Annotated in this window: 28 protein-coding genes; 9 read left to right on the plus strand and 19 right to left on the minus strand. The window is 70.8% G+C overall.

Going from position 1 to position 26,177, the window contains the following annotated elements:
* Window positions 1-95: 95 nt before the first annotated feature.
* Both ACBJ32_RS25870 and ACBJ32_RS25875 read left to right on the plus strand, forming a co-directional pair.
* A complete protein-coding gene (locus ACBJ32_RS25870; protein ID WP_375128880.1) occupies window positions 96-773 on the plus strand; it encodes a helix-turn-helix domain-containing protein in 678 nt (225 codons plus the stop codon).
* 173 nt (window positions 774-946) lie between these two features.
* A complete protein-coding gene (locus tag ACBJ32_RS25875) occupies window positions 947-1,705 on the plus strand; it encodes a hemerythrin domain-containing protein (RefSeq protein ID WP_375128881.1) in 759 nt (252 codons plus the stop codon).
* Between the two features lie 30 nt (window positions 1,706-1,735).
* On the opposite strand, the gene ACBJ32_RS25880 is transcribed toward ACBJ32_RS25875, so the two are convergent.
* The 3 genes from ACBJ32_RS25880 to ACBJ32_RS25890 form a co-directional block, all read right to left on the minus strand.
* Window positions 1,736-1,972 carry a hypothetical protein gene (locus ACBJ32_RS25880; RefSeq protein WP_375128882.1) on the minus strand — a complete coding sequence of 79 codons (237 nt, stop codon included), beginning with the start codon at window positions 1,970-1,972 and terminating at the stop codon, window positions 1,736-1,738.
* 138 nt (window positions 1,973-2,110) lie between these two features.
* Window positions 2,111-2,650: a flavoprotein gene (locus ACBJ32_RS25885; RefSeq protein WP_375128883.1), complete on the minus strand. Its 540-nt coding sequence runs from the start codon at window positions 2,648-2,650 to the stop codon at window positions 2,111-2,113.
* The gene (locus tag ACBJ32_RS25890) at window positions 2,647-3,618 is read right to left on the minus strand and encodes a helix-turn-helix domain-containing protein (RefSeq protein WP_375128994.1); all 972 of its coding nucleotides are present in this window, start codon (window positions 3,616-3,618) and stop codon (window positions 2,647-2,649) included. The genes ACBJ32_RS25885 and ACBJ32_RS25890 overlap by 4 nt, the downstream gene beginning before the upstream one ends.
* Window positions 3,619-3,839: 221 nt before the next feature.
* Between ACBJ32_RS25890 and ACBJ32_RS25895 the strand changes: the two genes are divergently transcribed.
* Together ACBJ32_RS25895 and ACBJ32_RS25900 are read left to right on the plus strand one after the other, a co-directional pair.
* Window positions 3,840-4,772 (plus strand): radical SAM protein, encoded by a 933-nt coding sequence (locus ACBJ32_RS25895; RefSeq protein ID WP_375128884.1) that lies wholly within the window; start codon window positions 3,840-3,842, stop codon window positions 4,770-4,772.
* A gap of 32 nt (window positions 4,773-4,804) precedes the next feature.
* Window positions 4,805-5,944, plus strand: a complete 1,140-nt coding sequence (locus ACBJ32_RS25900) for a methyltransferase domain-containing protein (RefSeq protein WP_375128885.1) — start codon at window positions 4,805-4,807, stop codon at window positions 5,942-5,944.
* A gap of 376 nt (window positions 5,945-6,320) precedes the next feature.
* On the opposite strand, the gene ACBJ32_RS25905 is transcribed toward ACBJ32_RS25900, so the two are convergent.
* From ACBJ32_RS25905 to ACBJ32_RS25930, 6 genes are read right to left on the minus strand one after another with little or no spacing between them, the layout of a single operon-like run.
* Window positions 6,321-7,175: a phosphotransferase family protein gene (locus ACBJ32_RS25905; protein WP_375128886.1), complete on the minus strand. Its 855-nt coding sequence runs from the start codon at window positions 7,173-7,175 to the stop codon at window positions 6,321-6,323.
* Between the two features lie 37 nt (window positions 7,176-7,212).
* Window positions 7,213-8,127 carry a carbohydrate ABC transporter permease gene (locus ACBJ32_RS25910; protein WP_375128887.1) on the minus strand — a complete coding sequence of 305 codons (915 nt, stop codon included), beginning with the start codon at window positions 8,125-8,127 and terminating at the stop codon, window positions 7,213-7,215.
* 12 nt (window positions 8,128-8,139) lie between these two features.
* Window positions 8,140-9,051, minus strand: coding sequence for a sugar ABC transporter permease (locus tag ACBJ32_RS25915; RefSeq protein ID WP_357870021.1), 912 nt, complete (start codon window positions 9,049-9,051; stop codon window positions 8,140-8,142).
* Window positions 9,051-10,463, minus strand: coding sequence for an N-acetylglucosamine/diacetylchitobiose ABC transporter substrate-binding protein (ngcE, locus tag ACBJ32_RS25920; RefSeq protein WP_375128888.1), 1,413 nt, complete (start codon window positions 10,461-10,463; stop codon window positions 9,051-9,053). The genes ACBJ32_RS25915 and ngcE overlap by 1 nt, the downstream gene beginning before the upstream one ends.
* A 19-nt stretch (window positions 10,464-10,482) precedes the next feature.
* Window positions 10,483-11,217: a sugar isomerase domain-containing protein gene (locus tag ACBJ32_RS25925; RefSeq protein WP_375128889.1), complete on the minus strand. Its 735-nt coding sequence runs from the start codon at window positions 11,215-11,217 to the stop codon at window positions 10,483-10,485.
* Window positions 11,214-12,086, minus strand: a complete 873-nt coding sequence (locus ACBJ32_RS25930; RefSeq protein WP_357870011.1) for a MurR/RpiR family transcriptional regulator — start codon at window positions 12,084-12,086, stop codon at window positions 11,214-11,216. The genes ACBJ32_RS25925 and ACBJ32_RS25930 overlap by 4 nt, the downstream gene beginning before the upstream one ends.
* Before the next feature lie 79 nt (window positions 12,087-12,165).
* Between ACBJ32_RS25930 and ACBJ32_RS25935 the strand changes: the two genes are divergently transcribed.
* Window positions 12,166-13,173 carry an N-acetylglucosamine kinase gene (locus ACBJ32_RS25935; RefSeq protein WP_375128890.1) on the plus strand — a complete coding sequence of 336 codons (1,008 nt, stop codon included), beginning with the start codon at window positions 12,166-12,168 and terminating at the stop codon, window positions 13,171-13,173.
* On the opposite strand, the gene ACBJ32_RS25940 is transcribed toward ACBJ32_RS25935, so the two are convergent.
* Complete coding sequence (locus ACBJ32_RS25940) at window positions 13,126-13,803, minus strand: hypothetical protein (RefSeq protein WP_375128891.1); 678 nt, start codon at window positions 13,801-13,803, stop codon at window positions 13,126-13,128. The genes ACBJ32_RS25935 and ACBJ32_RS25940 overlap by 48 nt on opposite strands.
* A 122-nt stretch (window positions 13,804-13,925) precedes the next feature.
* Here ACBJ32_RS25940 and ACBJ32_RS25945 point away from each other — a divergent pair, with 122 nt between their 5' ends.
* Entirely contained in the window at window positions 13,926-14,402 is a 477-nt protein-coding gene (locus ACBJ32_RS25945; protein ID WP_357870002.1) for a GntR family transcriptional regulator, read from the plus strand.
* Between the two features lie 25 nt (window positions 14,403-14,427).
* Here the strand turns inward: ACBJ32_RS25945 and ACBJ32_RS25950 are convergent, their stop codons facing one another.
* The 6 genes from ACBJ32_RS25950 to ACBJ32_RS25975 all read right to left on the minus strand — a co-directional run bounded on the left by ACBJ32_RS25950 (window position 14,428) and on the right by ACBJ32_RS25975 (window position 20,493).
* Window positions 14,428-15,246, minus strand: a complete 819-nt coding sequence (locus tag ACBJ32_RS25950) for a carbohydrate ABC transporter permease (protein ID WP_375128892.1) — start codon at window positions 15,244-15,246, stop codon at window positions 14,428-14,430.
* On the minus strand, window positions 15,243-16,121 hold the full coding sequence (locus tag ACBJ32_RS25955) for a carbohydrate ABC transporter permease (RefSeq protein ID WP_375128893.1): 879 nt from the start codon (window positions 16,119-16,121) through the stop codon (window positions 15,243-15,245). The genes ACBJ32_RS25950 and ACBJ32_RS25955 overlap by 4 nt, the downstream gene beginning before the upstream one ends.
* Complete coding sequence (locus tag ACBJ32_RS25960) at window positions 16,121-17,368, minus strand: extracellular solute-binding protein (protein WP_375128894.1); 1,248 nt, start codon at window positions 17,366-17,368, stop codon at window positions 16,121-16,123. The genes ACBJ32_RS25955 and ACBJ32_RS25960 overlap by 1 nt, the downstream gene beginning before the upstream one ends.
* Before the next feature lie 56 nt (window positions 17,369-17,424).
* Entirely contained in the window at window positions 17,425-18,780 is a 1,356-nt protein-coding gene (locus ACBJ32_RS25965; RefSeq protein WP_375128895.1) for a cellulose binding domain-containing protein, read from the minus strand.
* Between the two features lie 77 nt (window positions 18,781-18,857).
* Complete coding sequence (locus tag ACBJ32_RS25970; protein WP_357869987.1) at window positions 18,858-19,604, minus strand: SIS domain-containing protein; 747 nt, start codon at window positions 19,602-19,604, stop codon at window positions 18,858-18,860.
* Between the two features lie 22 nt (window positions 19,605-19,626).
* Window positions 19,627-20,493: a MurR/RpiR family transcriptional regulator gene (locus ACBJ32_RS25975; protein WP_375128896.1), complete on the minus strand. Its 867-nt coding sequence runs from the start codon at window positions 20,491-20,493 to the stop codon at window positions 19,627-19,629.
* A 60-nt stretch (window positions 20,494-20,553) separates the two neighbouring features.
* On the opposite strand from ACBJ32_RS25975, the gene ACBJ32_RS25980 reads away from it, so the two are divergent.
* Window positions 20,554-21,735: a BadF/BadG/BcrA/BcrD ATPase family protein gene (locus tag ACBJ32_RS25980; protein ID WP_375128897.1), complete on the plus strand. Its 1,182-nt coding sequence runs from the start codon at window positions 20,554-20,556 to the stop codon at window positions 21,733-21,735.
* A gap of 36 nt (window positions 21,736-21,771) precedes the next feature.
* Here the strand turns inward: ACBJ32_RS25980 and ACBJ32_RS25985 are convergent, their stop codons facing one another.
* The 3 genes from ACBJ32_RS25985 to ACBJ32_RS25995 all read right to left on the minus strand — a co-directional run bounded on the left by ACBJ32_RS25985 (window position 21,772) and on the right by ACBJ32_RS25995 (window position 24,321).
* On the minus strand, window positions 21,772-22,635 hold the full coding sequence (locus ACBJ32_RS25985) for a hypothetical protein (RefSeq protein WP_375128898.1): 864 nt from the start codon (window positions 22,633-22,635) through the stop codon (window positions 21,772-21,774).
* The gene (locus ACBJ32_RS25990; RefSeq protein WP_357869975.1) at window positions 22,632-23,165 is read right to left on the minus strand and encodes an RNA polymerase sigma factor; all 534 of its coding nucleotides are present in this window, start codon (window positions 23,163-23,165) and stop codon (window positions 22,632-22,634) included. Before ACBJ32_RS25990 ends, ACBJ32_RS25985 begins: the two co-directional genes overlap by 4 nt.
* Before the next feature lie 85 nt (window positions 23,166-23,250).
* Window positions 23,251-24,321 (minus strand): acetyl-CoA acetyltransferase, encoded by a 1,071-nt coding sequence (locus tag ACBJ32_RS25995; RefSeq protein WP_375128899.1) that lies wholly within the window; start codon window positions 24,319-24,321, stop codon window positions 23,251-23,253.
* 342 nt (window positions 24,322-24,663) lie between these two features.
* Here ACBJ32_RS25995 and ACBJ32_RS26000 point away from each other — a divergent pair, with 342 nt between their 5' ends.
* Window positions 24,664-25,512, plus strand: coding sequence for a LysR family transcriptional regulator (locus ACBJ32_RS26000; protein WP_375128900.1), 849 nt, complete (start codon window positions 24,664-24,666; stop codon window positions 25,510-25,512).
* Window positions 25,513-25,527: 15 nt separating this feature from the next.
* On the plus strand, window positions 25,528-26,148 hold the full coding sequence (locus ACBJ32_RS26005; RefSeq protein ID WP_375128901.1) for a MerR family transcriptional regulator: 621 nt from the start codon (window positions 25,528-25,530) through the stop codon (window positions 26,146-26,148).
* Window positions 26,149-26,177: the final 29 nt, after the last annotated feature.

Raw genomic sequence — 26,177 nt, forward strand, 5'->3', positions numbered from 1 at the left:
TTACCAGTTCACAGCCTGTAAATTGATGCGTTGACGCTGCATCTGAACGCAAAGCCGCGTTGCAAGAAGGTACCTGCGAACGCAACAATGAAGCCATGCCAGGAGGACGACTGACCCAACAGGACCGCCACCGCATCGCCGCCGGCCTCGCAGAAGGACTCCCCTACGCCGAGATCGCCCGGCGGCTCGACCGATCGACCTCGACGATCAGCCGGGAGATCGGCCGCAACGGCGGCCCCGGCCGCTACCGGCCCGAGCAGGCGCACCGGGCGACCGAGCGGCGAGCACGGCGCGGCACGCCGACACCCCCGTCCGCGTCCCGAACGCCGGGCGCGGGCCAGGCGGAGGACGAGGTCATCGAGATGGCGGTCAGGATGGGGCTGCCGAAGATGATGGCGCGCGTGTTCATCGGCCTGCTCCTGTCCGAGGAGGGCCGGCTCACCGCGGCCGAGCTCTCGCGCAGGCTGAAGGTCAGCCCGGCGTCCGTCTCGATGGCCGTGCGCTACCTGATCCAGCAGGAGCTGATCAGGCGCGAGCGCGACGAGCGGCGGCGTCGCGACATCTACGTGATCGACGACGACACCTGGTACCACTCGATGACGACCGGCGCACGGCAGACGCTCGAAGCGGCGGAGGCCGCGAAGGCGGCGGCGAAGCTGTTCGGGGACGACACTCCCGTGGGACGCCGGCTGGCCCGGGGCGGGACGTTCCTGGAACACATCAGCCTGGACATGCTGCAGTCGACCGAGCGCTGGCGCGGCCTCCTGTCCTGATCAGCGGCCCGTCCGCAGGCCGACGGCCACCGGCGGTGCCACGATCCGGCCGGGCAGAGGTAAGCATTACCCCGGCTGCCGCGTCACATCGCCGGCAGCCGGGCAGACATCCGTGGTGATGCGGTCCGGCCAGCCCGCATCGGGACCGGTCAGGACCAATCGGGAAGCCGACGATGAGCAACGAAACACGTGACGACCGCGAGACGCCGGGCGTGCGCCGCCGCGAGATGCTCGGCCTGCCCGTCGCCCTGGCCTGCGGCTCGGCGGTGCTGGCCGGGTGCGGCACCGCACGTCAAGCCAGCAGCGCCGCGACACCCACACCGTCCGCCCCCACCCCGGAACAGGCCGACGAGGTGGCGGTCACGCCGCCGGAGGACCTCATGCGCGAGCACGGCGTGCTCAAACGCGTCCTGCTGATCTACCGGGAGGGCATCCGCCGGATCAACTCCGGCGATCAGGTGCCCGCCCAGCCCCTGCACGCCGGCGCCGGCATCATCCGCACCTTCATCGAGCAGTACCACGAGCAACTCGAAGAGCGTTACGTCTTCCCGCGCCTGGTCAGAGCCGGCAAGCTGACCGACATCGTCCCCGTCCTGATCCGCCAGCACCAGCGCGGACGCGTCCTGACCGGCCGCATCCTGGACGCCACCGCCACGCCCACCCCGCCGCAGGCCCGTCGCGGCCTGGCCGCCGACATGGCCGCCTTCGTCCGCATGTACGAGCCGCACGAGGCCCGCGAGGACACCGTGGTCTTTCCCGCCATGCGGGAGGTCATCCCGCCCAAGGAGTTCACCGAGATGGCCGAGACCTTCGAGGCCGAGGAGCACCGCCGGTTCGGCGCCGCGGGTTTCACCGGCGTCGTCGGGCAGGTGGCCGACATCGAGAGGACGCTCGGCATCTACGACCTGAACCAGTTCACGCCGCGCTTGTGACGAGCCCGCCGGGCCCGCTGGTGGCCGCCCTCAACGCCTGGCGTCGCGGATCGCGGCCTCGATCCTGATCAGGGCGCCGATGGCGGCGAGGGCCAGGAAGAACAGCACCCACAGCGGGTCCCGATCGCTGTTCAACTGGATCACCGCGAGCAGCAGGCCGGCGACGACGCCCACGGTCCCCGTGTTCCGGAGTGTCGAACGGCCGGCGTAGAAGTCGAGCAAGCTCAGGCGCGGTGCGGGCTGTGACTTGTCGTCGGCTTTCGTCATGCCGGGGAGCATCGCATGCCCTTCGCCCGGTTCGGAAGAGTCCCGCCCGGAACGGTTCCTGCTGCGGCACGCCGAGCCTGCCGGAGGAGCGTCCGGAGACGGGCGGAACCTCCACAGCTTCGTCGCCCCTTGCGACGTTCAGGCAGTCTCGGCGAGCTTTGCCAGCGCAAGTGCCCACGGATAGGAGTCGAAGCGGCTACCGCCGGAGCCGGGCGGGTGCGGCTCGAACTCGCCGGGCCCGAGCAGCACGCGCACCCCCTCGGAGCGGAGGGCCGCAACGCTGTGGAGAAAGGGAGCGCGGGCGGCCAGGGCGCTGTTGACGAAGGGCAGGACGACGACCGGGATGCCCAGACACGGAGCTTCGGACAGCACGCCCAAGGCATAGGTGTCGGCGATTCCCTGGGCGAACTTGTTGATGGTGTTGTAGGTGGCCGGCGCCACGATGATCGCGTCCGCGCGGGGCGACCTCGACTCGCCCGGGTTGCGGTATCGGCTGCGGACGGGGCGGCCCGTCTGCCGTTCGAGCCGGGGCACGTCGATGAAGTTCAACGCCGGTGGAGTCGCGATGACCTGGACGGTCCATCCCGCGTCCTGCGCCGGCGCGATGAGCCGGCCCACCTCCGCGGCGGGGCCGGCCGCGCACACCACGACGTAGAGGATCTTGTCAGGCTCGGTCATGCGTCGACTCCGAAGGATGCGGCATACTCGCGGGCTTCGCGGCGCAGGGTCGGCGGCGCGGTGGCCGAGATGTCACGGACCAGCCGAAGCGGGGCGGCACGGCCTGCGATCTCTTGCGGCGCCAGGTCGCCGACGGCTCGCAGGATGTGGAGGGCCTTCTCGTGCTGCCCTCTCATGAGGAATGCCCGTGAGGTGTCGAGCAGAAGGCCGGCCCTTCGCTCGTTGGCCTGCAGCTTGTCGATCTCGACTTGCCTGGCGTACTCGATGGCCGCGCCGGCGTCGCCGAGACGGATGGCGATGTTCACGCGATGGCACAGGACGTTGTTGGGGCCGAACGCGGTCCACATGTGGTTTCCCTCATGCCCGAGCCGAGCGCCGGCCTCCGCGGCCTCGTCCAGAAACTCGGTGATCGTGTGCCGTTCGCCACTGTGAGTGGCGGCGATGGCGCCGCGCAGGAGGAGCGATCCGTAGACGGAGAGGCCGGCCGGGGAAGGATGGGAGTAGCGGCAGGCCTGATAGTTCCGCTTGGCCGCCCTGACCGCTGTGACTAAGGAGGGAAGGTCCATGGGGCCGCCGGAAGACGGAGCATGATCGACAAGGATTTCGGCGAGTGCCTCGATGGCGCCACCGGCTCGGGCGGAGTCGTCGGAAGGGCTAAGGACCGCATCGAACAAGGCCGCCCCTGTCAGCCCGACGAACTCCCGGCGTCTCACCTCGTCCCCGTCCCCCTCCACCGCATCAGCGCCATTTGTGAGATTAGCAACCACGCTCGCAAGAGCCACCAGTTCTCCGCCCGCGCCCACCGCCTTGTCGAGCGCCTGTGCGACAGGCATGCTCGGGCCGCGCCGTCGTCCATGCTCCAGATCCGAAACGTAGCTCTTGCCGCAGGTGGCTCGGCGAGCCACTTCACGCACCGACAGGCCGGCGCGTAGACGTAGACGCCGCAGCGCCTCGCCGAACGGTTCCATGCCCACGCGGCGCTCCCTGTGATGCTCGGCAGTGTCCGCGGACGCAGCGGACATCCGGCGGACACTGCACACCTGGACGGTGACTCACCGTATCGGCAACGCTACTCCCATGGGCTCCGCCTACCAGCGCCCTGACGCGAAGGGGCCGTGACCGGCCCCCCTGATGCCTCTCACCCCTCGGCACAGAAGAGACAGACCCCGCCTCACGAAAGAGCACCATCATGACGGCTGACCCAGCCAGCACCGACCCCATGGCAGGTTTGGACCCCGTGTGGTTCCTCGAACTGGAGCTCACCCAGCGGTGCCAGATGCGGTGCCCCAGCCTCTGCTACGCAGACGCCGGCCCGACCAAGGGTCACGGCACGATGACCCGGGCCGACTGGGAACACCTCATTGACACCGCCCCTGCCGCCGGCATCACGACGGTCCAGCTCATCGGCGGCGAGGCGACCCTGCACCCGGACTTCCTGCGCCTGGCCGAACACGCGCTCGGCGTGGGGCTGTCCGTGCAGGTGTACTCCAATCTGATGCGCGTCACCGCCCGGCTGTGGGAGCTGTACTCCCATCCGAACCTGACGCTGGCGACGTCGTACTACAGCGACGTGCCTGCCGAGCACGACAGGATCACCGGCCGCGCGGGCAGCCACGCCGCGACCCGGGCCAACATCGTCGCTGCGCTGGAGCGTTGCATCCCGCTCAAGGTCGCCATCGTCGATCTCGGCGAGGGGGGTCAGCGTGCCCAGGAGGCCGGAGCCGAGATGATCGCGCTAGGTGTCCGTCGGGTCGGCCCTGTGGACCGGGTCCGCGCGGTCGGCCGCGCCACCGGGCACCTGCGCAAGGAGCCGAGCGTCGGCGAACTGTGCGGCCAGTGCGGCGACGGCCGCGCCGCCGTCTCCTGGGACGGCGACGTACGCATGTGCGTCCTGTCCCGCTTCCTTCCCTCCGCCGGGAACGTGCGTGCCACCCCGCTGGCCGGCATCCTGAACGGCGCCACCTGGCACGACCTGCTTGCGCAGGTGCCCCGCCAGCGGGACAGCGAGTGCCAACCGGCATCGGACAGCAACGACTGCAAACCGGCCGAAACCATCTGCGAGGGCAACGCGCTCATGCTGCCCGTCCCCGTCCCCCGCATGCCCGAGGCAGGAAACCGGTGAACCGCCTGGACGCGGCAGGTGAGTATTTGCTCATGCACTCCTGGAAGGACCACGCCCGCCATCTCGCCGACACGACGGCTCCGCCCGGGTCGCGGTGGCGCGAACTGGTCGCCCGCACCCCGCGCCACCCGTTCGTTCCCCGCTGGTGGGCGCACACCGCGGACGGCTGGAAGTTGCGCGTCGGCAGCGACGGCCACGATCGATGGCTGGCCACCGCCTACCGCGACTGGACCCTCGTCACGCGGGTCGCCGACGTCCATGCCGACCACGCCGAACCCGGCGCCTGTCTGCGGGGATCGCCGACGTCGTCGAGCACACTGCCCGGCCTGCTCGTGAGCATGTTCCGGCACGCCTCGCTCGACAGCCGGTCCACAGTCCTGGACGTGGGCACCGGCACCGGCTATGGCACGGCTCTCCTGTGCGCCCGCGTGGGACATACGAAGGTCACGGCGATCGACGTGGACGGGTACCTCACAGAGGCCGCCCAGCGGAAGCTGGGCGAGATCGGCTACCGGCCGACGCTCCTCACCGCGGACGCCACCGGCCCGATCGACTGGGAAGGGGACCGGATCATCGCCACCGTGGGTGTGAGGCCGATCCCGCCCTCCTGGCTGCTCGGTTTGAAGCCGGGCGGCCGGCTGGTGACCACGATCGCCGGTACGAGCCTGATCATCACCGCCGACAAGCAGGAGAACGGCGGCGCGGCAGGACGGGTCGAATGGGACCGCGCCGGGTTCATGCGCACCCGAGCGGGCGCCGACTACCCGGCCCGCGACCTGACCGTCCTCGACCGTGCCCGCACCGAGGAGGGCGAGCAGGTCGAGGCCAGCCCCTACCCGGTGCTGGACGTGGTCGAGGCGTGGGACGTGGACACGATGCTGGAGCTCGTCGCGCCCGGGATCGAGCATCGGTTCGTCACGTACGACAGCAAGCCTGATCAGATCGCTCTCATGGCTCATGAAGACGGGTCGTGGGCCCGTGCCGAGGAGAGGGACGGCAAGGTGATCGTCCATCAGGGCGGGCCGCGCCGCCTCTACGACCTGCTGGACCGAGTACGCGAGTACTGGTTGAGAGCCGGCGAGCTGCCGATCCGTGGCGCGAAGGTGACCATCAGCCCGGCAGGGGTGATCACGCTGAAGCGCGGGAACTGGACGGCGACCATCGGCGAGTAGGACTTCCTCTGCCGCGGGCCCGTTCCCCGTGACGGCCCACGGCTCCCGCCTCGGTCGGCTCGGTCAGCGACACCGGCTCCTGCGTCATGGCCTTCCCTGGTCCACGTTGATCGCTGGATGCGTACCGGGCAACCCGGGACGCGCAGGCGCAGCCTGCGCCTGGATAAGCGCCTGAGCGGAGCGAAGGCCTGCAGGGGTCGGGGCTTGCCCCGACTGGGGGAACGGCTGAGCCCCATGCGCGAAGCGCCGCTCGCGATGACCTTGCGCGCCGCAGGCGCGCCCCGGGAAGGACAGGCCGAGCGGAGCGAGGACCGCTCGGGGCGGGCACCGGCGGGCAACCGCCCCAGCGGGCAACGGGTGGGGCGCGACGGCCCGCCTACTCCTCGAAGGTCCGGGTCAGGTGGGAGAGGGCGGCGTCGGCGTAGTGGCGGGGGCCGGTGCTCAGGCCGTACGCCAGGTCCTCGATCAGCGCGCAGCGGGCGTGGAAGCGGATCCTCGCCCGGTCTTCACCGGTGACCGGGAAGTCGTAGTGGGTCAGGGTGCGGTCGAGGATGTCGGGGCCCAGGTCGCGGTAGATCAGGGCGAAGTCGTGGGCGGGGTCGGTGATCGCGGCGTCCGTCCAGTCGATGATGCCGGTGATCGTGCTGGTGCCAGGGTCCACCAGGACGTGCTCGGCCCCCAGGTCGTTGTGGCAGAAGCGGAGGGAGCGGGGCTCGTCGGGCGGGGTTTCGTGGAGGAAGCGCTCCACGAGCGCGCGCTGGGCTTCGGGGACGTGCCGCTCGACGTCCCGGTAGTCGAGTTCGGCGTCCTGGAGGAGGGTGGGCGCCGGGTAGACGTCGAGGGGGGCGAGGTCGCGCATGGTGCCGGGGACGGCGCCGTGGATGGCGCTGAGGAAGGCGCCCAGCGGCTCCGCGAGGCGTGCCGGGTCCAGGTCACCGTTCTGGTGCTGGTTGAGGGGGGTGCCGGGGAGTTTGCGGTACGCGATCGTGCCGGTCTCGTCGTCGGCGAAGACCACTTCGGGGACAGGGAGCGGGGACAGCTCTCTGACGGCCGCCAGGCGGGCGACCTCCTGCCGGCCGGCCTGGGGGTCCGCCACCTTGCTCCGCCGTACGAGCAGCTCGTCGTTGACCTCGTACACGAAGTTGTCGAGGCCGTGGCCGAGCCGGTTGATGGAGCGCACCCGGTAGCCGGGCAGGTGGCGGGCCAGCAACGCGCGGATGTCGCCAGTCACACTCCGCACCCTAAGCCGGGAATGTCCGGCATGCGAGCTATTTCAGGGCGCCGGCGGTGAGGCCGGACTGGATCTGGCGCTGGAAGACGGTGTAGACGACCAGCATCGGGAGGATGGCCAGGGTCAGGGCGGCGAACAGGGCCGCCCAGTCGGCGTCGTAGCCGGCCGCGGTGGAGATGTCGGCGATGCCCTGGGTGAGCACCCATTTCTCGCGGTCCTGCAGCAGGATCAGCGGCTTCTGGTACTGGTTCCACTGCCCCAGGATGTTGAAGATCGTGATGCTGATGATGCCCGGCTTGGCCATCGGCAACATGATCTGGAAGAACACCCGGGTGTGCGAGGCCCCGTCGACCATCGCCGCCTCCGCGACCCCCGTCGGCAGCGTACGGAAGAAGGCCGACAGGAAGAAGATCGTGAACGGCATCGAGTACGCGATGTAGACCAGGATCGTGCCGGCGTACGTGTTCAGCCCGATGAACGGCCCGATCACCGGCACCGAGCCCATGTTCTGCACCACGAAGAACAGCGGGCTCAGCGCCAGGAAGAACGGGAAGGCCATGCCCGCGACGAACAGCATGTAGATCACGCGGTTGCCGCGGAAGGGGTAACGCGCCAGCACGTACGCCGCCATCGAGCCGATCAGCATCGTGCCCAACGTGCTGAACGACACGATGATGACGCTGTTGATCATGTACTGGCCGATGCGTGCCTGCTCCCAGGCCCTGGCGAAGTTGTCCCAGTTCAGCGTGGACGGCAGCGACCACGCGGCGCCGAAGATCTCGTCCTCGCTCTTGACCGAGGCCAGGAAGGTCCAGATGATCGGCACCATCACCAGGAGGGTCCAGATCGCCAGCGTGAGGTGCGTCAGCACACCCAGCGGACCGAGGCGCCGCTTGCGCTCCTCGCGGGCGGCGCTCCTCGATGGCGCCCCGGCGGACGTCACTGGGGTCATCGTTGCCATCTCTCAGTACTCGATTCGTTCGCGCCGCGACAGGCGCAGCGAAAGGATCGCGAAGCCCACCGTGAAGAGGAACATCACCACGCCGAGGGCGGAGGCGTATCCGAAACGGAAGTACCCGAAGGCGTTCCGGTAGATCTCGGCCGCCATGACCGTGGTCGACCAGTCGGGGCCGCCCTGCTGAAGGGTCATCACCCAGACGATCGCGAAGGCGTCCATGGCCAGGATGCCCAGGTAGACCCAGGCGACCTGCACGGTGTCCCACAGCAGCGGGAGCGTGATGCGGAAGAACAGGGTGAACCGGTTGGCCCCGTCGATCTGCGCGGCCTCGAACACGTCCCTCGGGATGCCCGCCAGGCCGGCCGAGAAGAGCACGACGTAGAAGCCGACGGCCTGCCAGACCAGGACGCCGAGCACCGACCAGAACGCGATGCCCGAGTCCGACAGGAAGCCGATCGGTTCGATGCCCAGCGCCATCAGCGGCCCGTTCAGCATGCCGCTGCCGTCGGGCCGGAACACCTGCTGGAACAGGACGGCCACGATCGTGACCGCGAGGACCTGCGGGAAGAAGAAGACCACCCGGTAGAAGGTGGACCCGCGGATCCCCGACACCCCCTTGCTGCCGCCCAGGTTCAACAGATAGGCGAAGAACAGGGCGATGACGATGGTGATCGCCGGCAACAACACCAGCAGGCCGATGTTGTGCGTGACGGCCTTCCAGAAGACGCTGTCCCCGAGCACCCGCTGGAAGTTCTCCAGGCCGATGAAGTTGGGCGTGGCGGTCACGCCGCGCCAGTCGGTCATCGCCATGTAGAACGCCTGGATGTTCGGCGAGATCACGTAGATGAGGTAGAGAATCACCGGGGCTGCCAGGAACGAGGCGATGAACAGCCCACGGCGATATCTGTTGAAGAGCATCAGCGCTGGTACTTCTTGATCGAGGAGTCCTTCTTGATCTCGTCGGCCTTCTTCTGCATGCGCTCGAGGTAGGCGTCAGGGGTCAGGCCGCCGGTCATCAGCTCGCCGGTGGCGGCCTTGGCCTCGTCGTTGAGGGGGCCGTACCAGCCGAAACCGCGGTAGTAGACGGTGTTGGCGCCCGCCGCCGCGACCGCCGCGGAGGCGCTGGTCACGCCGGACGAGATCGTCAGGCCCTCGCTGGCGCCCTTGACCACGGTGACCGTCTTGACCAGGGTGCTGAACTCGCCGGCCGCCTTCTTGGAGAGCATGGCCCGCAGGTACTCCATGCCCGCCTGCGGGTGGGCGCTCTTGGCGGAGACCATGAACTCCTCGCCCGGCTGGGTGTGCAGCGTGCCGTACGGCATCGCGTCGGAGCCCGTGATGTCCGGGATGGGGAACATCGCGTAGTCGAAGCCCTCGGGCGTGGTCGACTTCTGCTCGTTCTCCAGCCAGGAGCCGCTGGGGAGCATGGCGACCTGGTACTTGTTCTGCGCGGTCTGCGTCTGCACGTGGTCGAGGCCGGCGGTGCCCTGCAGGAGGTACTTGGCGCCCACCTCGGCCATGTTCTCGGCCGCGGTCTTGAGTGCCTCCTGCTTCCAGGCGCCGTCCTCGAGGTTGTCGAGGTTGACGAGCACCTCCTTGCCGCCGATCTTCGCGGCCATGGTGAGCAGCGGCTCGTAGGCGTACTGCGGGTGCTTGCCCGCGTAGGTGAAGGGCGCCATCTTGCCGGACTTCTTGATGGTCTCGCACAGGGCGAGGAACTCGTCCCAGGTCTTGGGGATCTCCCAGCCGTTGTCCTTGAAGGCCTTCTGCGAGTACCAGATGCCGAAGATGTAGTTGACGTAGCCCAGGACGCTGAACTTGCCGTCGTAGGTGCCGATCTCGATGACGGACGGGTCGATGGTGTCGCGCACCTTGACGTTGGGGTCGTCCCAGGAGGGCGCGTCGAGCAGGGGGCTCAGGTCCTGGAGCTGGCCGTCCTGGGCCAGGGCGCCGAAGTCCATCTTGTTGGCGCCGGAGTTGTCGATGACCTCGGGCGGGTTGCCGCCGGCGAAGCGCGGCTGGAGGACCTTCGTGATCTCCTTGGTCGAGTTGTGCTTGACCTCGATGCCGGCGTACTTGCTCTTGAACAGCGGCTGGTGGATGTCGGTGGCGTACTGCTGGCCGAAGCCGCCGTCGAAGATCCACACCTCCAGCGGCTTCTTGGCGTCCACACCGAACGGGTTGGCCGCGCTGGTCGCGGCCGGGGCCGCCGAGCTCGACGCCGCGGGCGGGGCCGCCGGCGTCGCGCATGCGGCCAGCGCGCCCGCGACGGGCACGAGAGCCGCGCCGCGAAGGAGTTCGCGCCTGCTGATATGGGGGGTGTTAGCCATGGTGACTACTCCTGACCTTTCATTTTCCGCGTCTGATGCGCCCGGCGTAGCGGGTCTCCAGAGCCTGGTTGTGCTCGTCGCCGCCGGTCACGTTGACCGACAGGTAGATGGGCGGTGTCTCGCCGAGCGCGACGAGCGCGTCCACCGCCTCGGTGACCACCAGTTGCGCCAGCAGCGCCGAGGTGATCGTGGAAACCGCACCGTAGCTGCCGCCGCCGGGCAGGTCGAGGATGGCGTCCCCGTACGGCGCGCCGTTGTCGAGCACGACGTCCGCCAGGTCGAGCAGCTTGCTGCCCGACGGGTGGCGGGAGGTCATGCGGGTGCTGTGCTCGACCGAGGTGATCGCGATCAGCGGGTGGCCGCGGTCCTTGACGATCCTGGCCAGCTCGACGACCGTGCCGTTCACGCCGGAGCTCGACACCAGCACGAACACGTCCTCGGGCGCGACCGGCGCCAGGTCGTAGATCTGCCGCGCGACCGCCGGGTCCCGTTCCAGCTCCGGGGTGAGCACGCTCGGCGGCTGCCCGCCGTACAGGACGAGGTCCCTGGGGCTCAGGCGGTTGCTCGGGACGAGGCCGCCCGCGCGCCCGGCGATCTCCATGGCGATGGCCTCGGAATGCCCCGAACCGAAAGCGTTTACCACGCCGCCCGCCCTGATGGACGCGACGAGCAGCGCGGCCGCCCGGCTCACCGGCTCCGCCTGGCTCTCCGCGACCTGGCGCGCCAGATCGAGGACCTTGGTTGCGTACGTCATGGGCCCCTCTCCACCCGATGGCTCTCCACGGCGCTGATCGTGCGCTCGAACGCCTCGTTCGTGCGCTCGTAGGTGCGTTGCGCGACCGCCACGTACACGGCGTCCAGCACGAACAGCTGCGAGTGCACGGCGGCCAGCCCGCCGAGCCTGAACGTGGTCTCCCTGCTCGCGGTGGTCAGCACCAGGTCGGCCAGCTCGGCGAGCGGCGAGCGGGCGAAGGAGGTGACGGCGACGGTGAGCGCGCCGTGGCTGCCGGCCTCGGCCAGCGCCTCCATGACCTCGCGCGTCCGTCCCCGGTGGCTGATGCCGATGGCCACGTCGCCGTCCTTCAGCAGCGCCGCCTCCGACAGCGCCACGTGCGCGTCGCCCGCGCTCCAGCCGGGGATGCCGATGCGGCGCAGCCGGCCTTCCAGCATGGTCGCGACGTTGCCGCTGGTGGAGACCCCTACCAGGAGGACGCGGGGCGCGGCCACGATGGCGTCGGCCACCTGGGCGACCACGTCGGGGTCGAGCCCGGCGGCGGTGTCCTGGATGAGCCTGGTGTCGGCGGCGGCCATCACCTCGATGGCGGCGTCGAGCGGGTCGTCGGGGCCGATCTCGTGCCCGACGCCCGCGCCCCAGCCCGCCTGCGCCGCCCTGCCCGTCTCGGTGGCCAGGGCCACGCGCAGCTCGGCGTACCCGGAGAACCCGAAGGCCCGGCAGAACCTGGTCACGGTGGCGGGCGAGCTGCCCGCCCGCTCGGCCAGCGCGATGATGGTCGACCGGGCCGCCTCGGCCGGGTCGCCGAGAATGACCTCGCCGACCCTGCGCAGGGCCTCCGGCAAACCGGGTAGTTCCGTTTCGACGCGCGCGAGCGCTCCTGAAGTCACGAATATTCCTTCCGAATACCCGGTCTTCTGGCGAAAATTATTCTTGCTTCTTGGTCGCGTCAACCCCCAGACTCGGACCGTGACGCAATCGCTAGTGGTCGGCGTCGATGCGGGCGCCACCTCCACGCGGGTCGCCGTGCACGCGCTGGACGGCACCCGGGTCGGGTACGCGCGGGCCGGGGCGGGCAATCCGACCGCCCACGGGCTCGGCAAGGCCGTGGCCTCCCTCGGGGAGGCGCTGACGGCGGCCCTCCCGCCCGGCGGCGGGCAGCGGGTGGTCGCGTCGATGGTCGGCATGGCGGGGGACGTCGCCGAGATGGTCCCCGAGCTGGCGCGGCTCTGGGCCGCGCACGGGATCGCACGGGGCCCGCGGTACGAGGGCGACCTGACCATCGCCTACGCCGCCGGCTCCGCCGAGCCCGACGGCTCGCTGCTGCTGTCCGGTACGGGCGCGGGCGCGGCCCGGATCGTGGGCTACGAACTGGCGCAGACCGCCGACGCCATGGGCTGGCTGCTCGGCGACGTGGGCTCCGGCTTCTGGATCGGCCGGGAGGCCGCCAAGGCCGTGGTCGAGGCCATGGACCGGGGGCTGCCGGTCTCGTCCCTGCTTCCCGGCGCGCCCGCCGAGCCTTCCGGCCCGCGGCGGGCGCCCGGCGGCGAGGGCCTGCTCCTCACCCTCGTCGGGCGGCACTTCCTCGGCGCCGAGCGGCCCGCCACGCCGCGCGCCGCCGGCGCCCGCATCGTCCGCCTGGCCCAGGCCGACCACATGCGGCTGGCCGCGCTGGCCGCGCTGGTGAGCCAGGCGGCCGAGGCAGGTGACCCACTGGCGGTCAAGATCGCGCATGAGGCCGCCGACCACCTGGTGGCGACCCTGCGCCGGGTGCACGTGTCGGGGCCGGTGGTGCTCGCGGGCAGCGTGCTGACGAGCGACGGTCCCGTACGGGAGGCCGTGCTGGAGCTGCTGTCGGGCGATACGGTCAGCACGGCGCGGGACGCGGCGGGCGCGGCGGCCTGGTTGTCGGCCCGCCCCCTGCTGCCGTCATCCGAGGCCAGGGCCTTGCACCCGGCCTTCACCGCCGGCGCCTGACCGCTCGTTGTACCAGCGCCACTCGGCCAGCCGGGGACGATCGGGGAGAGCGATGCGCCCGGTCGCCCACAGCAGCGCCTCCCACGCGTCCCGATCGACGGTGACGTGCGGGAAGAGCCTCTTCAGCACCCGTTCGCAGGCGTCTCCCGGCGGCGACCACTCCAGGCGCAGCCCCTGAGCGACGTCGTGGGTGTGCACGAGCGTCTCGACCACGCCCATCGCGGCGAAGCCCGCCGGATCTGCGGGCCCGAAGACGTGGTGGGCGACGGCGGCCGGATCGGCGGTGCGCGCCACGGACGCGAGCAGGCCACCGCACGCCTCCACGATGGCCAGCAGGCCGTCCGGGCCCGAGGAACGGTCGGCGGCGAGGACCCTCGCCGGCCCGTCCTCCCGGTCGCGGATCTCCCGCCAGGGCAGGAACGAGGACGCCGGGGGCGTGGCGAGCCCGAACCTCGCGGCGTAGGTGAACAGGCAGCCGGCCAGGTGCTCGTACGTCTCCCAGCACGTCCATTCGAGCGTGCCGGCCCTGGCCTCCCACAACCGGGGGTCACCGTGCCTGAGGGCGCCGATGGCCAGGGCGACGAGCCGGCGCACGTCCTCGCCGTCGACCGTGTCGTCTGCGCTGCGCATGGAGTGATCGTAATCGACGGCTACGACTGGTCGTCTGGTCTTGTCTTCATGCAGCGGGAGCTTCGTCCGAATAGATGATTTGATTTGAGCGCTCTTGCCCCGCCTTGGCCTATGTTTCTTACGTGCTCGACTACGAGGGGGACACCCACATCTACCTCCAGATCGCCGACATCCTCCGGGACCGGGTCGCCGGGCTCTCCGCCGGGCACCCGATACCGAGCGAGGCGGAGATCCAGGAGGAGTTCGGCGTGGCCAGGACCACCGCGCGGCGGGCGGTCCACGTGCTGCGCGAGGAGGGGCTGGTCTACACCGTCCAGGGAGAGGGCGCCTTCGTCGGGCCGTCGGCGGACGGGCCGCGCCTGAAGCGCAAGGAGCCGCTCTACCTGCAGATCTCCAGAGAGATCGCCGAGCAGATCAAGGCAGGCAAGTACCTGCCGCGACGGCCCATCCCGGGCGAGACGGCGCTGGTGAAGCAGTACGGCGTGGCGCGCGAGACGGTGCGGCGGGCCATGGCGGTCCTGCGCGAGCAGGGCTGGATCTACACCGTCGCCCAGCGCGGCAGCTACGTCTCCCCCAAGGAGTCATGGCCCCAGGCGTGAGCCTGGCCACGCCCTGGGGCATCCCTCACCCCTTGACCGCCCCCGCCGTCATCCCCGTCCCGACGTGGCGTTGCAGGAACAGGAAGAGCAGCAGCACCGGCAGGGCGAACAGGCTGGCGGCGGCCATGGTGGCGCCCCAGTCCGTGCCGAAGACGTCCCTGAAGGACGACAGCCACACCGGCAGCGTGCGCTTGTCCTGGTCCTTGATGATGAGCACGTTGACGAACGCGAACTCGTTCCAGGCCGTGATGAAGCCGAACAGGGAGGTGGCCATCAGGCCGGGCGCCAGGAGCGGGAAGACCACGCGCCGGAAGGCCACCAGGCGGCTGCAGCCGTCCACCTGGGCCGCCTCCTCCAGCTCCGGCGGGATCGCGGCCAGGAAGCCGCGCAGGGTGACGATGGTGAACGGTAGCGTGATCATGAAGTACACGCCGGTCAGCATGGCCAGCGAGTCGAGCAGGTCCGTGTCGCGGGCGATGATGAAGACCGGCACCAGCAGCGCCTCCCACGGCGCCATCTGCGCCGCGAATACCGCCACCACGAACGCGCCCCGGCCCCGCCACCGCATCCGGGCCACCGCGAAGGACGCCATCAGCGCCACCAGCAGGGCGACCAGCACCGCGCCCGCGGTGACGAGCAGGCTGTTGCGCCAGTAGGTCCAGAAGTCCGGGGCGTTCACGGCGGTGACGAAGTGGTCGAGGGTGGGGTCGGCCGGCCAGAAGGTCGGGGTGTCCGACTGGATGTCGCGGGTGGGCTTGAAGGCGGTCAGGAACATCCAGTAGACCGGGAAGATCGTCACGATGAGGACCACCACGGCCGAGGCGTTCAGCAGCAGTCGCTTCATGAGCGCACCATCCGGCGCAGGTTGGCGATCAGGGCGACGGCCAGGAGGATGACCGTCAGCATGGCGACCGCCGAGCCGAGGTCGTAGCGGTGCAGGACGCGGGCGACCTTGAACGCGTACACCGGCAGGGTGGTCGTGGCGCCGTCGGGGCCGCCCTGGCTGAGCACCCAGATCTGGGGGAAGCACTTGGCCACCCAGATCACCTCCAGCGAGGCGACGAGGGCGAAGAGCTGTCTGAGCATGGGGAACGTGACCTTCCAGAACACCTGCCAGCCGGTGCCGCCGTCGATCCTGGCCGATTCGAAGAGCTCCACGGGGATGGTGGTGAGCCCGGCGTAGAGGGTGAGCGCGGCGAACGGGACGGACTGCCACACGACGAGGATCACGAGCACGGCGAACGTCGCCGTGCCGTCCGCGAACCAGGTGTAGCCGCGGAAGGAGTCGAAGCCGAGCGTGACCAGCAGCCAGTTCACCACTCCCAGCTCCGACTGGAACAGCCACTGGAAGATGGTGGTGGCCGCGATGATCGGCGTGGCCCAGGCCAGGGCGAGGGCGCTCATCAGCGCCAGCCGGAGGCCGCGGCGCAGGCGCGGGAGCATCAGCGCGATCCCGGTGGCCAGCCCGACGATGAGCACCACGTTGATCGCGGTCCAGGCGAGGGTGCGTGCCAGCACCTGCCAGAACTCCTCGCCCGACAGCAGCTCGGCGTAGTTCTCCAGGCCGGCGAACGCGGCCCCGCCTCTGATCAGCTCGCCCATGCGGAAGTGCTGGAACGAGATCACCGCCGCCTTGATCAGCGGATAGAGCAGGAGGAAGGCCCCGCCTGCCACCGTGGGTGCGATGAGCAGGTAGGGCCAGGGGGAACGGGTCCGCATCAGGATCCGCTGTTCAGGGTCGTGGTGATCGACTCCGAGACCTTGCGTGCCTCCGCCGCCGGGTCGGCTCCGGTGAGGACGGCCGTCATGTACTGCTTGATAACGGCGGTGGCCTCGACGGCGGCCCAGTTGGGGGTGTTCGGGGTGGCGCGGCCGTTGGCGGCGGCCTCGGCCATGGCGGCGGTGCCCTCGTCGCCCGACAGCACTCCCGCCAGCGAGGTACGGTTCGGCACGAAGCTCATGGCCTTGGCCAGCTCCGTCTGGAACTGCTCGCCGGCCAGGGCCTTGACCAGCTCGTACGCCTCCTCCTGGCGCTGCGAGGCGGCCGGGATGATGAGGTCGGAGCCACCCGTGAACACCGTGCCCGGCTTGTCGGCCGTCTTGCCCGGGATGGGGAAGAAGCCCATCTTGTCCTTGAGCTTCGCGTCCACCTCCAGGACGCGGGCGGCGACGCCAGGGACGGCGATGATCTGGGCGACCTTGCCCTGCGCGAACACCTCGTGCTGGGGCGGGTTCGCCTCGTCGGCGTCCTTGGGGCCCTTGCCGAGGGCCTGGAGCTGCTTGTAGAAGTCCATGCCGGCCAGGGCCTGGGGCGTGTCGAGGGCGCCCTTCCACTTGCCGCCCTCCTGGATCGCCAGGTCGCCGCCCTCGTCCCAGATGAAGCCGGCCAGGGCGTACCAGGTCTGGCCGGTGAGGTAGATACCCTGGTTGCCGTCCTTATTGAGCTTTTTCGTGACTTCTAGCCATTCGTCGCGAGTCGCCGGGGGTTTCGAGATGCCTGCCGAGGCGAACAGGTCCTTGTTGTAGACGACCACGCGGTTGGCGGCGTACCAGGGGATTCCGTACTGCTTGCCGTCGATGTTCCCCGGCTGGGCCAGGCCGGGCAGCCAGTCGGCGCCCTTCAGGTCGCCCACCTTGGCGGTCAGGTCGGTCACGCCGCCGCTGGCCGAGTACTGGGCGACCTGGGTGTTGCCCACCTCGATCACGTCGGGGGCGTCGGTGCTGGCCAGGGCCGCGGTGACGCGCTCGCCGATGCCGTCCCACGCCTGGATCTGGATGTCGAGGTCGATGCCCTGGTGCGCCCCCTCGTACTCGGTCTCGAACTTCTTCAGCAGGTCCTCGGTGACGCTGCCGTCCATGATCCAGACGGTCAGCTTGGTGGGGCCGCTCGCCTCGGGCTCCTCGGCCGGGGTGCCGCACGCGCTCAGCGTCAGCACGGCCGCCAGGGCCAGGATGCGGTGTTTCATGGCGTTCCTCTTCACGGGGGGTGCCCGCGCCCGCGCGGGCGGGCGCGGGGCTTCAGTCACGGGTTGGGGACGGTGTCCTTGAACGCGGTGCCTGCGGCACGCAGCGCGGCGACGCGGCTGAGCACGGTGGCGGGCGGGACGACCTCGTTCTTGCTGTGGTAGAGGTAGTCGACCTGCTGCCGGTACGTACGGGTCCCGGTCGCGCTCTGCAGATCGATGAACCACTGGTTGAACATGATCCACATCGGGGTCTCGGGATAGTGGATGTCACCGTGGTCGGCGAACAGGCGGCCGTCCACGTAGTACCTGATCCGGCCGCCCGAGACCTGGATGACCAGGTCGTGCCAGCCGGCGAAGCTCGTGCGCTCCTCGGTGTGGGTGTTGACGGCCTGCCACGGCTCGCCCTGGTAGGTCTCCCAGCTCGTGGCGTACAGGATGTTCGACGGCTCGCCCCAGCCGCCGTTCGGCAGGTACTCGAAGTCGAGCTCGCCGTAGTCGGGGTCCAGGTTGTAGCGCAGCGGGGTGATGGTGAAGAACGTCTGCACCACGTGCTCGCCGTCCGGGCCGCCGGTGGGGGCGTCGCTGAAGCGCACACGGGCCGCGTACGTGCCCTCGTGGAACTTGCGGCTCGCGGTGGACAGCTCCGTCTGCACGGTGCCGGCGGCGGTGCCGTTCGTCGAGGAGTCGAGCGTCAGCAGGCCGCCGGGGAACGAGACGGCCGAGGGCGACCAGGTGGCGCCGGGCACGCCGGGGCCGCCGGAGCTGGAGCGGACGGTCCAGCCGCGCTGGGCGAGGCGCGGGTCGGTCGAGCTCGAGTAGGTGAAGTCGTCGAAGAGCTCGCCGGTGCCGCCCGGGGGGTTCGTCGGATCGGGGTCCGGGTCGGGGTCGGTGCCCGTGGGCTTGCCCCAGGCGAGCTGGCCGTTCACGTAGACGGCGATCCTGTCCCAGTTGGTGTAGGCGGTGTTCGGCCCGTAGGAGTAGTCGTCGCCCTGGGCGAACGTCTGCCAGTCGGCGCGGTGGAAGCGGAGCTGCATGTCGCTGGTGTTCTGGCCCGGGCTCAGGCTGCCTGAGGTGAAGCCCACCTCCAGGTACTGCTTGCCGCCTTCCTGCGGGGCGAACCGGCCGGTGATCGTGGCGCAGCCGACCACGGCCCAGGAGCAGGCGAAGCGGTAGGTCTCCGTGCCGGTGAGGTAGTAGCGGATCTTGACCTGGTTGAGCGGGACCGTGGTGGTGCCGTCGTTGAACAGGCGCAGCCACGGCTCGGCCTGGGCGGTGGTGGCGCCGGGGGCGCTGGTGCGGTACTGGAGGCGGACGGCCTGGTCGGCGCTGGCCGGGGCGGCGACCAGGGTCACCGCGACGAGGATGGCGGGGAGGGCTAAGGAGACGAGGAGTTTTCCGAAATTTCGTGACATGAGTGGGGTTCTCCTTGCAGGTTGTGCGGGCCCCCGAATGTCAGTGCATGCCGAAGAGAGCGGTGGTGCCGTACAGGTCAGGCGCCGCGGCGGATGCGGCCCGCGTACCGGGCCTCCAGGCGCAGGTTGTGCTCGTCGCCCTCGGGGACGTTGGCCGAGAGGTACACCGGTGGCACCTCACCGGCTTCGAGCAGGTTGCGTACCGTCTGCGTGACCACGAGCTGGGCCAGCAGCGCGGAGGTGATCGTGGAGACGGCCCCCGTCGCGCCTCCGCCGGGCAGGGGCAGGACGGCGTCGCCGTACGGGGCGTGGTTGTCCAGGACGACGTCGGCCAGGTCGGCGAGCTTGCGGCCCGAGGGGTGGCGGGGCGCGGCGGCTTCGCCGTGCGCGCGCGAGGTGATCGCGATCAGGTCGTGACCGCGCTCCTTGACGAGGGTGGCCAGCTCGACGACGACGCCGTTCACGCCCGAGTTGGAGATGATGACGAACAGGTCGTGCCGCTGGACGGGGGCCAGGTCGAGCAGGGTGCGGGCGATGGAGGGGTCGCGTTCGAGGTCGTAGCGGTCGAGCTCGGAGCGGGGCGCGTCGCCGTACAGGACGATGTCCCTGAGGGCGAGGCGGTTGGTGGGGACGAGGCCGCCGGCGCGGCCGGCGATCTCCATCGCGACGGCCTCGGAGTGGCCCGAGCCGAACGCCTGGATGACGCCGCCGGCGGTCAGGGCCTTGGTGAACAGGTCGGCGGCGCGGGTGATCTCGGGGTCGTCCGGGATCGTCCGCACGAGACGGGCGATGTGGTCGGTGAAGTCGCTCGGATTGATCGTCATACCTTCCCTTCTGGTAGGCGGCTCAGTCCCCTGCGGGGAGGCGGTGGCCGGCCACCGCCCTGACGGTGACGTCGAACGCCTGCTTCGTGCGCTCGTAGGTGCGCTGGGCGACCGACACGTAGACGACGTCGAGCACCAGCAACTGCGAGTGGATCGCGGCGAACCCCTCCGACCGGAAGCTCGTCGCCCTGCTCGCCGTGGTCAGGACCAGCTCGGCCACCTCGGCCAGCGGCGACCTCGGCTGCGAGGTGACGGCCACGGTGATCGCGCCGTGGCTGCCCGCCTCCGCCAGCACCTCGATGACCTCGCGGGTCCTGCCGCTGTGGGAGATCCCGATCGCCACGTCGCCCTGGCCGAGCAGCGCCGCGTCGGTCAGCGCGCTGTGGGCGTCGGACCTGCTCCAGGTCGGTACGCGCATGCGCTGCAGCCGGTACTCCATCTCGCTGGCCACGGCGGCGCTGCTCGACACCCCGAACAGCAGCACCCGCCCCGCCCTGGCCACCGCCTGCGCGACCTTCTCCACCACGGCCAGGTCGAGCTGGTCGCGGGTCTCCTGGATCAGGCGGATGTCGTTGCCGGAGACGACGCCCAGCACCCTTTCGAGGCTGTCGTCGGGCAGGATCTCCTGGCCGATGTCAGTCTCCCAGGTCTGCTGGGCGACCCGGCCGGTCTCGGTGGCGATGGCCACGCGCAGCTCGGCGTAGCCGGCGAAGCCGAGGGCGCGGCAGAAGCGGGTGATGGTGGCCGTGGACGTCCCGCTCCGCTCGGCCAGGTCGACGATGGTCAGCCGGGCGGCTTCCGCGGGGCCTTCCATGATGGCGTCGGCCACCTTGCGCAGGGCCTCGGGCATGTCGGGCTGGTCGGCTCTGATGCGGTTGAGGAGTTCCACGCGGTGATAATTATGCTCAGAGACTGGTGCCGTCAAGGCGGTTCGGCAATAATTTTTGACATGCGACTGGTTCTGGGTGTCGATGCCGGCGGCACGTCGTCGCGGGCGGCGCTGTTCACCGTGGCGGGCGAGCCGGTGCGGCGCGGGTGCGCGGGCGGGGCCAATCCGGGGGCGCTGGGGCGCGACCCGGCCGCCGCGAACCTGGCGGCCGCCGTGCGGGCTGCCTTGAGTGGGGTTGCCCCGGTGCAGGTGGAGGCCGTGGTGGTGGGGGTGGCGGGCAGTCCGGAGGCGTGTGCGGCGCTGGCGGATCAGGTCTTCGGCGAGGTGCTGCCCGGGGTCCCGGTGACGTCCGTGGGTGACATCGTGACCGCCTTCGCCGCCGGTACGGCTGCGGCGTCCGGGAGCGTGCTGATCTCGGGGACGGGGGCGATCGCGGCAAAAATTATCGACCATCGGGCGGTCGCCACCGCCGACGGGTTCGGGTGGCAGCTCGGGGACGAGGGCTCGGCCTTCTGGCTCGGCCGCGCCGCCGCCCGCGCCACCATCCGCGCCCTCGCGACCGCCGGTGGCGATGCGGCCGGATGCGATGCGCCCGGATGCGGCGCGGCGGGAGGCGGCGCGGCCAGAGGCGGCGCGGCCAGAGGCGATGCGGCCAGAGGCGGCGCGGCTCGATGCGGCGCGGCGACCGGTGACGGGCTTGTGGCGGGACACGGCGTGGCGGGCGGCAGCGGCGGGATGGCGGCGCTCGTGGTGCGGCACCTGCTGCCCGATGGGCTGGGCAGTGATCCGGTGGCGCGGCTGGCGGCGGCGGTGCACGCCCGGCCGCCGCTCGCGCTCGCCGAGCTGGCGCCGCTGGTCAGCCGGGCGGCCGCGGCGGGCGACCCGCAGGCGGTGAAGATCGTGCGCGAGGCCGCGGCCCGCCTGGTCGCGACCTTGCGCAGCGTACACGGCGCCGGGCCGGTGGTGCTGGCCGGGAGCGTGCTCACCAGCGAGGGGCCGGTGCGGCAGGCCGTCATCGAGCTGCTGGCGAGCAGGACCGTCCGCGCGGCGAGCGACGCGGCCGAGACGAAGGCCGTGACCGGCATGACCGGCGCGACGGGCACGACCGACGGGACCAGCGGGACGGTCGGGATCACGGTGGCCGGCGACGTGGCGGGGGCGGCGGCGTGGCTGGCCGCCCGCGCGGTGCTGTCCGCCGAGGAGGCCGAAGCCCTGCACCCGGCCTTCACCACCACCACGTGATCCCGCTGCCAGGGCCCGAAACCCCCGGGCCGATCGTCACCCGACCGGCGGCACCACGTCCCCGTAGACCGGGTTCTTCGGCAGGCGCTCCTCGGTGACCAGCAGCCGCACCACGCCGGCCGCCACCGACTCGGCCTCCCAGACGAACCAGTCGTCCCGGACGCCGGCCGAGCTGTCACCGGCCCGGATGGAATAGCCCTCGTAGTTCTCCCGGGGCCGGATCACCTGGAACACCGTCCGGGCGCCCCGCCTGCGGGCCTCCTCGGTCAGCTCGCCCACGGTGCGCCCGCTGACCTTGACGCCCTCCAGCGGCTCGCCCTTGGCGGTGGCCCGCCCGGGAAGGTCGTACGCCTCCCCCGGCCTGGCCAGGCGCCCGAACTTGACCCACGCCCCGCCGCCGGACCCGACGGGCACCCTGATCACCAGGGCGCATCCGGCCCGCCCCGGCTCGCAGCCCTCGGGCTCGGTCGCGGTCGAGATGCGCGAGCCGGACCCGCCCATCTGCAGCATCCGCCCGGCCCGGCTCGGCGCGGTGGGCACGATCTGCACCTGGACGTCCAGCCCCACGGCCGCGAAACCCCGGGTGTACTTCTCGTGCTCGGCGTAGGGGTCCTTGATCCGGGCCACCCATTCGCCGCCTTCCTGTGTGATGTCCAGCTCGGCGCTGGCGTAGGACACCGTGGCGCCTCCCGTCACGTTGGCGAGGGTCACCCCTGCTGCCAGCGCCATGGCGGCGGCGACGCTCAGCAGGAGCCGCCTGGCGCCGCGGCGCGGCCTGGCGGCCAGGGGCTCGGGGCTCTCGGCGGTGATCGCCTCGAACAGCGCCCGCGCCCCCGCGCCGGACGCCTGCCCGGACAGTTCCTCGTCCCGGATCCTGGCGAGGTTGCTCAGCTCGTTCATATGAACTCCACAGCGAAGCCGTCGGCCGTGATCCCGGCGCTGGACAGTGCCTTGGACAGGCGCTTGCGGGCGCGATGGAGGCGGATGCGCGCGGCGTTGCGCGAGCAGCCCAGGACCCGGGCGATCTCCCCGGGGTCCAGCCCCTCCCAGGCGACCAGCGAGATCAGCTCGCGGTCGTCATCGGGCAGCTCGCGCAGCGTGCGCGCGATCGCGCTCAGTTCGGCGCTGTGCTCGGGCGAGCGGGCGTACAGGTCGGCGACGTCGGTGTCGAGCCGCACGCTCCGGTGCCGGTGCCTGGCCAGGCCGCGGCGGTGGTTGGCCAGCACGTTCCGCGCGACGCCGTACAGCCAGAGCCTGGCTTCGCCGCCCGCCGGCAGCGCGTCGAAGCGGCGCCAGGCGATGGCGAACGTCTCGGCCACCACGTCCGCCGCGTCCTCGGGGGACTCGCAGCGGCGTACGGCGTAGCCGAGTATGTGTTCGTACGTCTGTTTGTAGATGGCCTCGAACCGGTTCTTCCGGTCGTCATCCACGGGCGGTCCCCATGGTCGGCCTCCTCGGTCTCGGGGTTGGAACACCCCGTACATGTCGAGGGAACCATCAGCATTTCAGCCCATTTCACCGCACGAGCAGGGCCGCGCTCCCGTAGCTGCCGCCGAACCCCGTCACCAGCGCCACATCGCCTCCCGAGCGCAGCTCGCGCACGGCCTGGGCCACGTTGTTCAGCCCGTGCACGTACCCCTCGGACAGCAGCCCGCCGTGCGGGTTCACCCAGGCGTGGCGGCGCTCCAGCAGGTACGCCCCCAGCTCACCGCGCGCCACGAACCCGAAGTCCTCCAGCTGCCGGGGCACCAGCCACGAGTAGGCGTCGTACGGCAGCGCCACGTCCACGTCCTGCGGCCGCATGCCGGACGCCTCCCAGAGCATGGGGGCCACGTACGCCGAGAAGATCGCCGTGACGTCGGGCGCGCGGTCCATCGACGAGCAGCCCGACCCGCCCCCGCGTACCACCGCCCGCACGCGCGGCCCGTCCAGCACGCCGCTGACCAGCAGGGCGCACGCCCCGTCGGTCTCCTGGCAGCAGTCGACCGTGCGCAGCGGGGTGCAGACGTACGGCCTGGACAGGTAGTCGGCGAGTTCGAGCGGCTCGCGGCGCAGGGCCCGGGGGTTGGCCTTGGCGTTCTGCCTGGACTGGGCGACGACGGCGTGCAGGTGCTCGGCGGTGAGCCCGGTGTCGTGCAGGTAGCGGGTGGCGGCCAGGGCGAACAGCGGGATGGGGCCGGCCAGCCCGTACGTGTAGCGCTCCTGGGGGCCGGTGGAGACGGTGTTCATGCGCCTGCCCGAGCGGCCGTTGAGCGCCCGGTAGATGAGGATGTTGCGGGCCAGGCCGCAGTGGACGAGCATGGCCGCGTCGCCGAGGATCGAGGCCGCCTGGGTGCCGCCTCCGGCGATGTCGTTGTGCCAGCCGAGCCGCTCGACGCCGAGGGCCCTGGCGACCTGGACGACGGGCGCGGAGTCGTTCAGGTGGTAGCTGAGAACGGCGTCCACCTCGCGCGGCGCGATCCCGGCGTCCGCGCACGCGGCCCGGCACGCCTGCGTGGCCAGCTCCAGCTCGCTGCGGCCCGACTGCCTGCTCAGGGCCGTCATCCCGACCCCGGCCACGGCCGCGCGCCCCGCGAAGGGCTGCATGACCTCTCCTCCCGCCCCGGCGCGTTCCGGTCGCCCGCCACGCTAGCCCCGCCAGCACGTGCGGGCAAGCGCTTGCTTGGCATGGCCGCAACGGCACCCTCCCGGGCCACCCTTTCACCCCTCGGAATTTCGGGCGGCCACAAGGGCAGTATTTCCCGCTCCGCGACATTTGCCAGACATCCGCGATTATTGCCGCACAGCCAGCCTGACCTGCACAGAACACGGAATAACCAGAAATATTCGCGCATCTAAGTGACTGGACATCTTCACGGAAGCTAGCCCCTCTTGTAATACGGAGGTGTGATCTACCGATAGCTCATCATCATGACGCCGAGGTGAGCGATGGATTTACGCTATGTCCGGTATGCGATGGCGATCGCACGAGCAGGCAGCCTCCGCAGGGCCGCCGCCGCGCTGCACATCGCGCAGCCCACGCTGTCGGAGCAGCTCAGGGCGCTGGAGAGGGAGATCGGCGTCGAGCTGTTCAGCCGCTCGTCGAGCGGGGTGACGCTCACCGAGGCGGGCGAGGCGTTCCTGGCCCAGGCGACCGTCGCCCTCGACGCCTTCGAGCGTGCCGTGGCCGCCGCCAGGTGCACGGGCGGGACCACCCGCCTCGGCGTGGCCGACGGCCTGGCGGACGTCGCCGCCCGGCTGCTCTCCCAGCTCCACACCGGGCGCCTGCGCATGGCGCCCATGGGCACGGCCGAGCAGATCGTCTCGATCGCGGACGGCGCCCTGCAGGCGGGGCTCGGTTACGCGCCCGGCTCGCTGCCGCGCGGGGTGGGCCGCATGCTCATCCACCGCTTCCCGGTGCGCGCGCTGCTGCACCGCGAGCACCCCCTGGCGCAGTACGAGGCGCTGTCGCTGTCGGACCTGGCGGGCGAGCCGCTGCTCATGCCGGAGTCCGACGCCGTGGCAGGGGCCCGCCGGTTCCTGGAGGCCTTCGTACGCCAGCGCCTGCACCCCCGCCTGGGCCCGTCGGCGGCCGGTCACGACCTGGTCGTCAACATGGTGCAGGACGGCGCGGGTTACGCTCTGTGCGTGCGCGAGGGCACCACGGTGCCCGACAGCCTGGTGTTCATCCCGATCAAGGAGGACGTGCCGCCGCTGGAGGTGGTCTTCCTCTGGAACCGCCAGGCCGACGTGCACGAGCTCGTGAGCGCGGCCCGGCATCTGGCACGCTCTGGATAGCTTTATTATCTAACGATGCGGATCTCCGAGCTCAGCGCCAAGTCCGGGGTGGCCATCCCCACGATCAAGTACTACCTGCGCGAAGGCATGCTCCACCAGGGCGAGCAGACGGCCGCGACCAGAGCCGAGTACGACGAGACGCACCTGCGCAGGCTCCGCCTGATCCGGGCCCTGCTCGACGTGGGCCGGCTCTCCGTGGCCTCGATCAAGAAGATCGTGGCCGCCGTCGAGGACGAGTCGCTGCCCGTGCACCAGATGCTGGGGACCGCTCACTGGGCGCTCAGCCCGGCCGTCGAGCCCGAGCCCGGTGAGGAGTGGCAGTCCGCCCGCGCCGAGGTGGACGCGTTCGTCGCGGAGCTCGGGTGGGACGTCCATCCCGACGCGCCCACCCGTGACGAGCTGACCCAGACGCTGGTCAGGATGCGCCAGCTCGGCGTGCCCGTCGATCTGGCGCCGTACGGCGAGGTGGCGCGCAAGCTGGTGGCGGAGGTCGAGATGGGCAGCATCCCGTTCGACGGCCCGCGCGACGCCGCCGTGGAGGCGCTGGTGCTCGGCACGGTCCTGTACGGCAGGGCGCTCGACACGCTGCGCCGCATGGCCCAGGAGTCGGAGTCGGCCAGGCGCCTGGCCCGCTGACCAGAGCCCGCGACGCCTGACGGACCCGG

Source organism: Nonomuraea sp. GTA35 (assembly GCF_041950525.1).
Classification (GTDB): Bacteria; Actinomycetota; Actinomycetes; order Streptosporangiales; family Streptosporangiaceae; genus Nonomuraea.

Bases quoted from the DNA above. Each gene is read 5' to 3' on its own strand.
- ACBJ32_RS25870 (WP_375128880.1), top strand. From the start codon at position 96: ATGCCAGGAGGACGACTGACCCAACAGGACCGCCACCGCATCGCCGCC.
- ACBJ32_RS25875 (WP_375128881.1), top strand. From the start codon at position 947: ATGAGCAACGAAACACGTGACGACCGCGAGACGCCGGGCGTGCGCCGC.
- ACBJ32_RS25880 (WP_375128882.1), bottom strand. From the start codon at position 1,972: ATGACGAAAGCCGACGACAAGTCACAGCCCGCACCGCGCCTGAGCTTG.
- ACBJ32_RS25885 (WP_375128883.1), bottom strand. From the start codon at position 2,650: ATGACCGAGCCTGACAAGATCCTCTACGTCGTGGTGTGCGCGGCCGGC.
- ACBJ32_RS25890 (WP_375128994.1), bottom strand. From the start codon at position 3,618: ATGGAACCGTTCGGCGAGGCGCTGCGGCGTCTACGTCTACGCGCCGGC.
- ACBJ32_RS25895 (WP_375128884.1), top strand. From the start codon at position 3,840: ATGACGGCTGACCCAGCCAGCACCGACCCCATGGCAGGTTTGGACCCC.
- ACBJ32_RS25900 (WP_375128885.1), top strand. From the start codon at position 4,805: ATGCACTCCTGGAAGGACCACGCCCGCCATCTCGCCGACACGACGGCT.
- ACBJ32_RS25910 (WP_375128887.1), bottom strand. From the start codon at position 8,127: ATGACCCCAGTGACGTCCGCCGGGGCGCCATCGAGGAGCGCCGCCCGC.
- ACBJ32_RS25915 (WP_357870021.1), bottom strand. From the start codon at position 9,051: ATGCTCTTCAACAGATATCGCCGTGGGCTGTTCATCGCCTCGTTCCTG.
- ngcE (WP_375128888.1), bottom strand. From the start codon at position 10,463: ATGGCTAACACCCCCCATATCAGCAGGCGCGAACTCCTTCGCGGCGCG.
- ACBJ32_RS25925 (WP_375128889.1), bottom strand. From the start codon at position 11,217: ATGACGTACGCAACCAAGGTCCTCGATCTGGCGCGCCAGGTCGCGGAG.
- ACBJ32_RS25940 (WP_375128891.1), bottom strand. From the start codon at position 13,803: ATGCGCAGCGCAGACGACACGGTCGACGGCGAGGACGTGCGCCGGCTC.
- ACBJ32_RS25950 (WP_375128892.1), bottom strand. From the start codon at position 15,246: ATGAAGCGACTGCTGCTGAACGCCTCGGCCGTGGTGGTCCTCATCGTG.
- ACBJ32_RS25955 (WP_375128893.1), bottom strand. From the start codon at position 16,121: ATGCGGACCCGTTCCCCCTGGCCCTACCTGCTCATCGCACCCACGGTG.
- ACBJ32_RS25960 (WP_375128894.1), bottom strand. From the start codon at position 17,368: ATGAAACACCGCATCCTGGCCCTGGCGGCCGTGCTGACGCTGAGCGCG.
- ACBJ32_RS25965 (WP_375128895.1), bottom strand. From the start codon at position 18,780: ATGTCACGAAATTTCGGAAAACTCCTCGTCTCCTTAGCCCTCCCCGCC.
- ACBJ32_RS25970 (WP_357869987.1), bottom strand. From the start codon at position 19,604: ATGACGATCAATCCGAGCGACTTCACCGACCACATCGCCCGTCTCGTG.
- ACBJ32_RS25980 (WP_375128897.1), top strand. From the start codon at position 20,554: ATGCGACTGGTTCTGGGTGTCGATGCCGGCGGCACGTCGTCGCGGGCG.
- ACBJ32_RS25985 (WP_375128898.1), bottom strand. From the start codon at position 22,635: ATGAACGAGCTGAGCAACCTCGCCAGGATCCGGGACGAGGAACTGTCC.
- ACBJ32_RS25995 (WP_375128899.1), bottom strand. From the start codon at position 24,321: ATGCAGCCCTTCGCGGGGCGCGCGGCCGTGGCCGGGGTCGGGATGACG.
- ACBJ32_RS26000 (WP_375128900.1), top strand. From the start codon at position 24,664: ATGGATTTACGCTATGTCCGGTATGCGATGGCGATCGCACGAGCAGGC.
- ACBJ32_RS26005 (WP_375128901.1), top strand. From the start codon at position 25,528: ATGCGGATCTCCGAGCTCAGCGCCAAGTCCGGGGTGGCCATCCCCACG.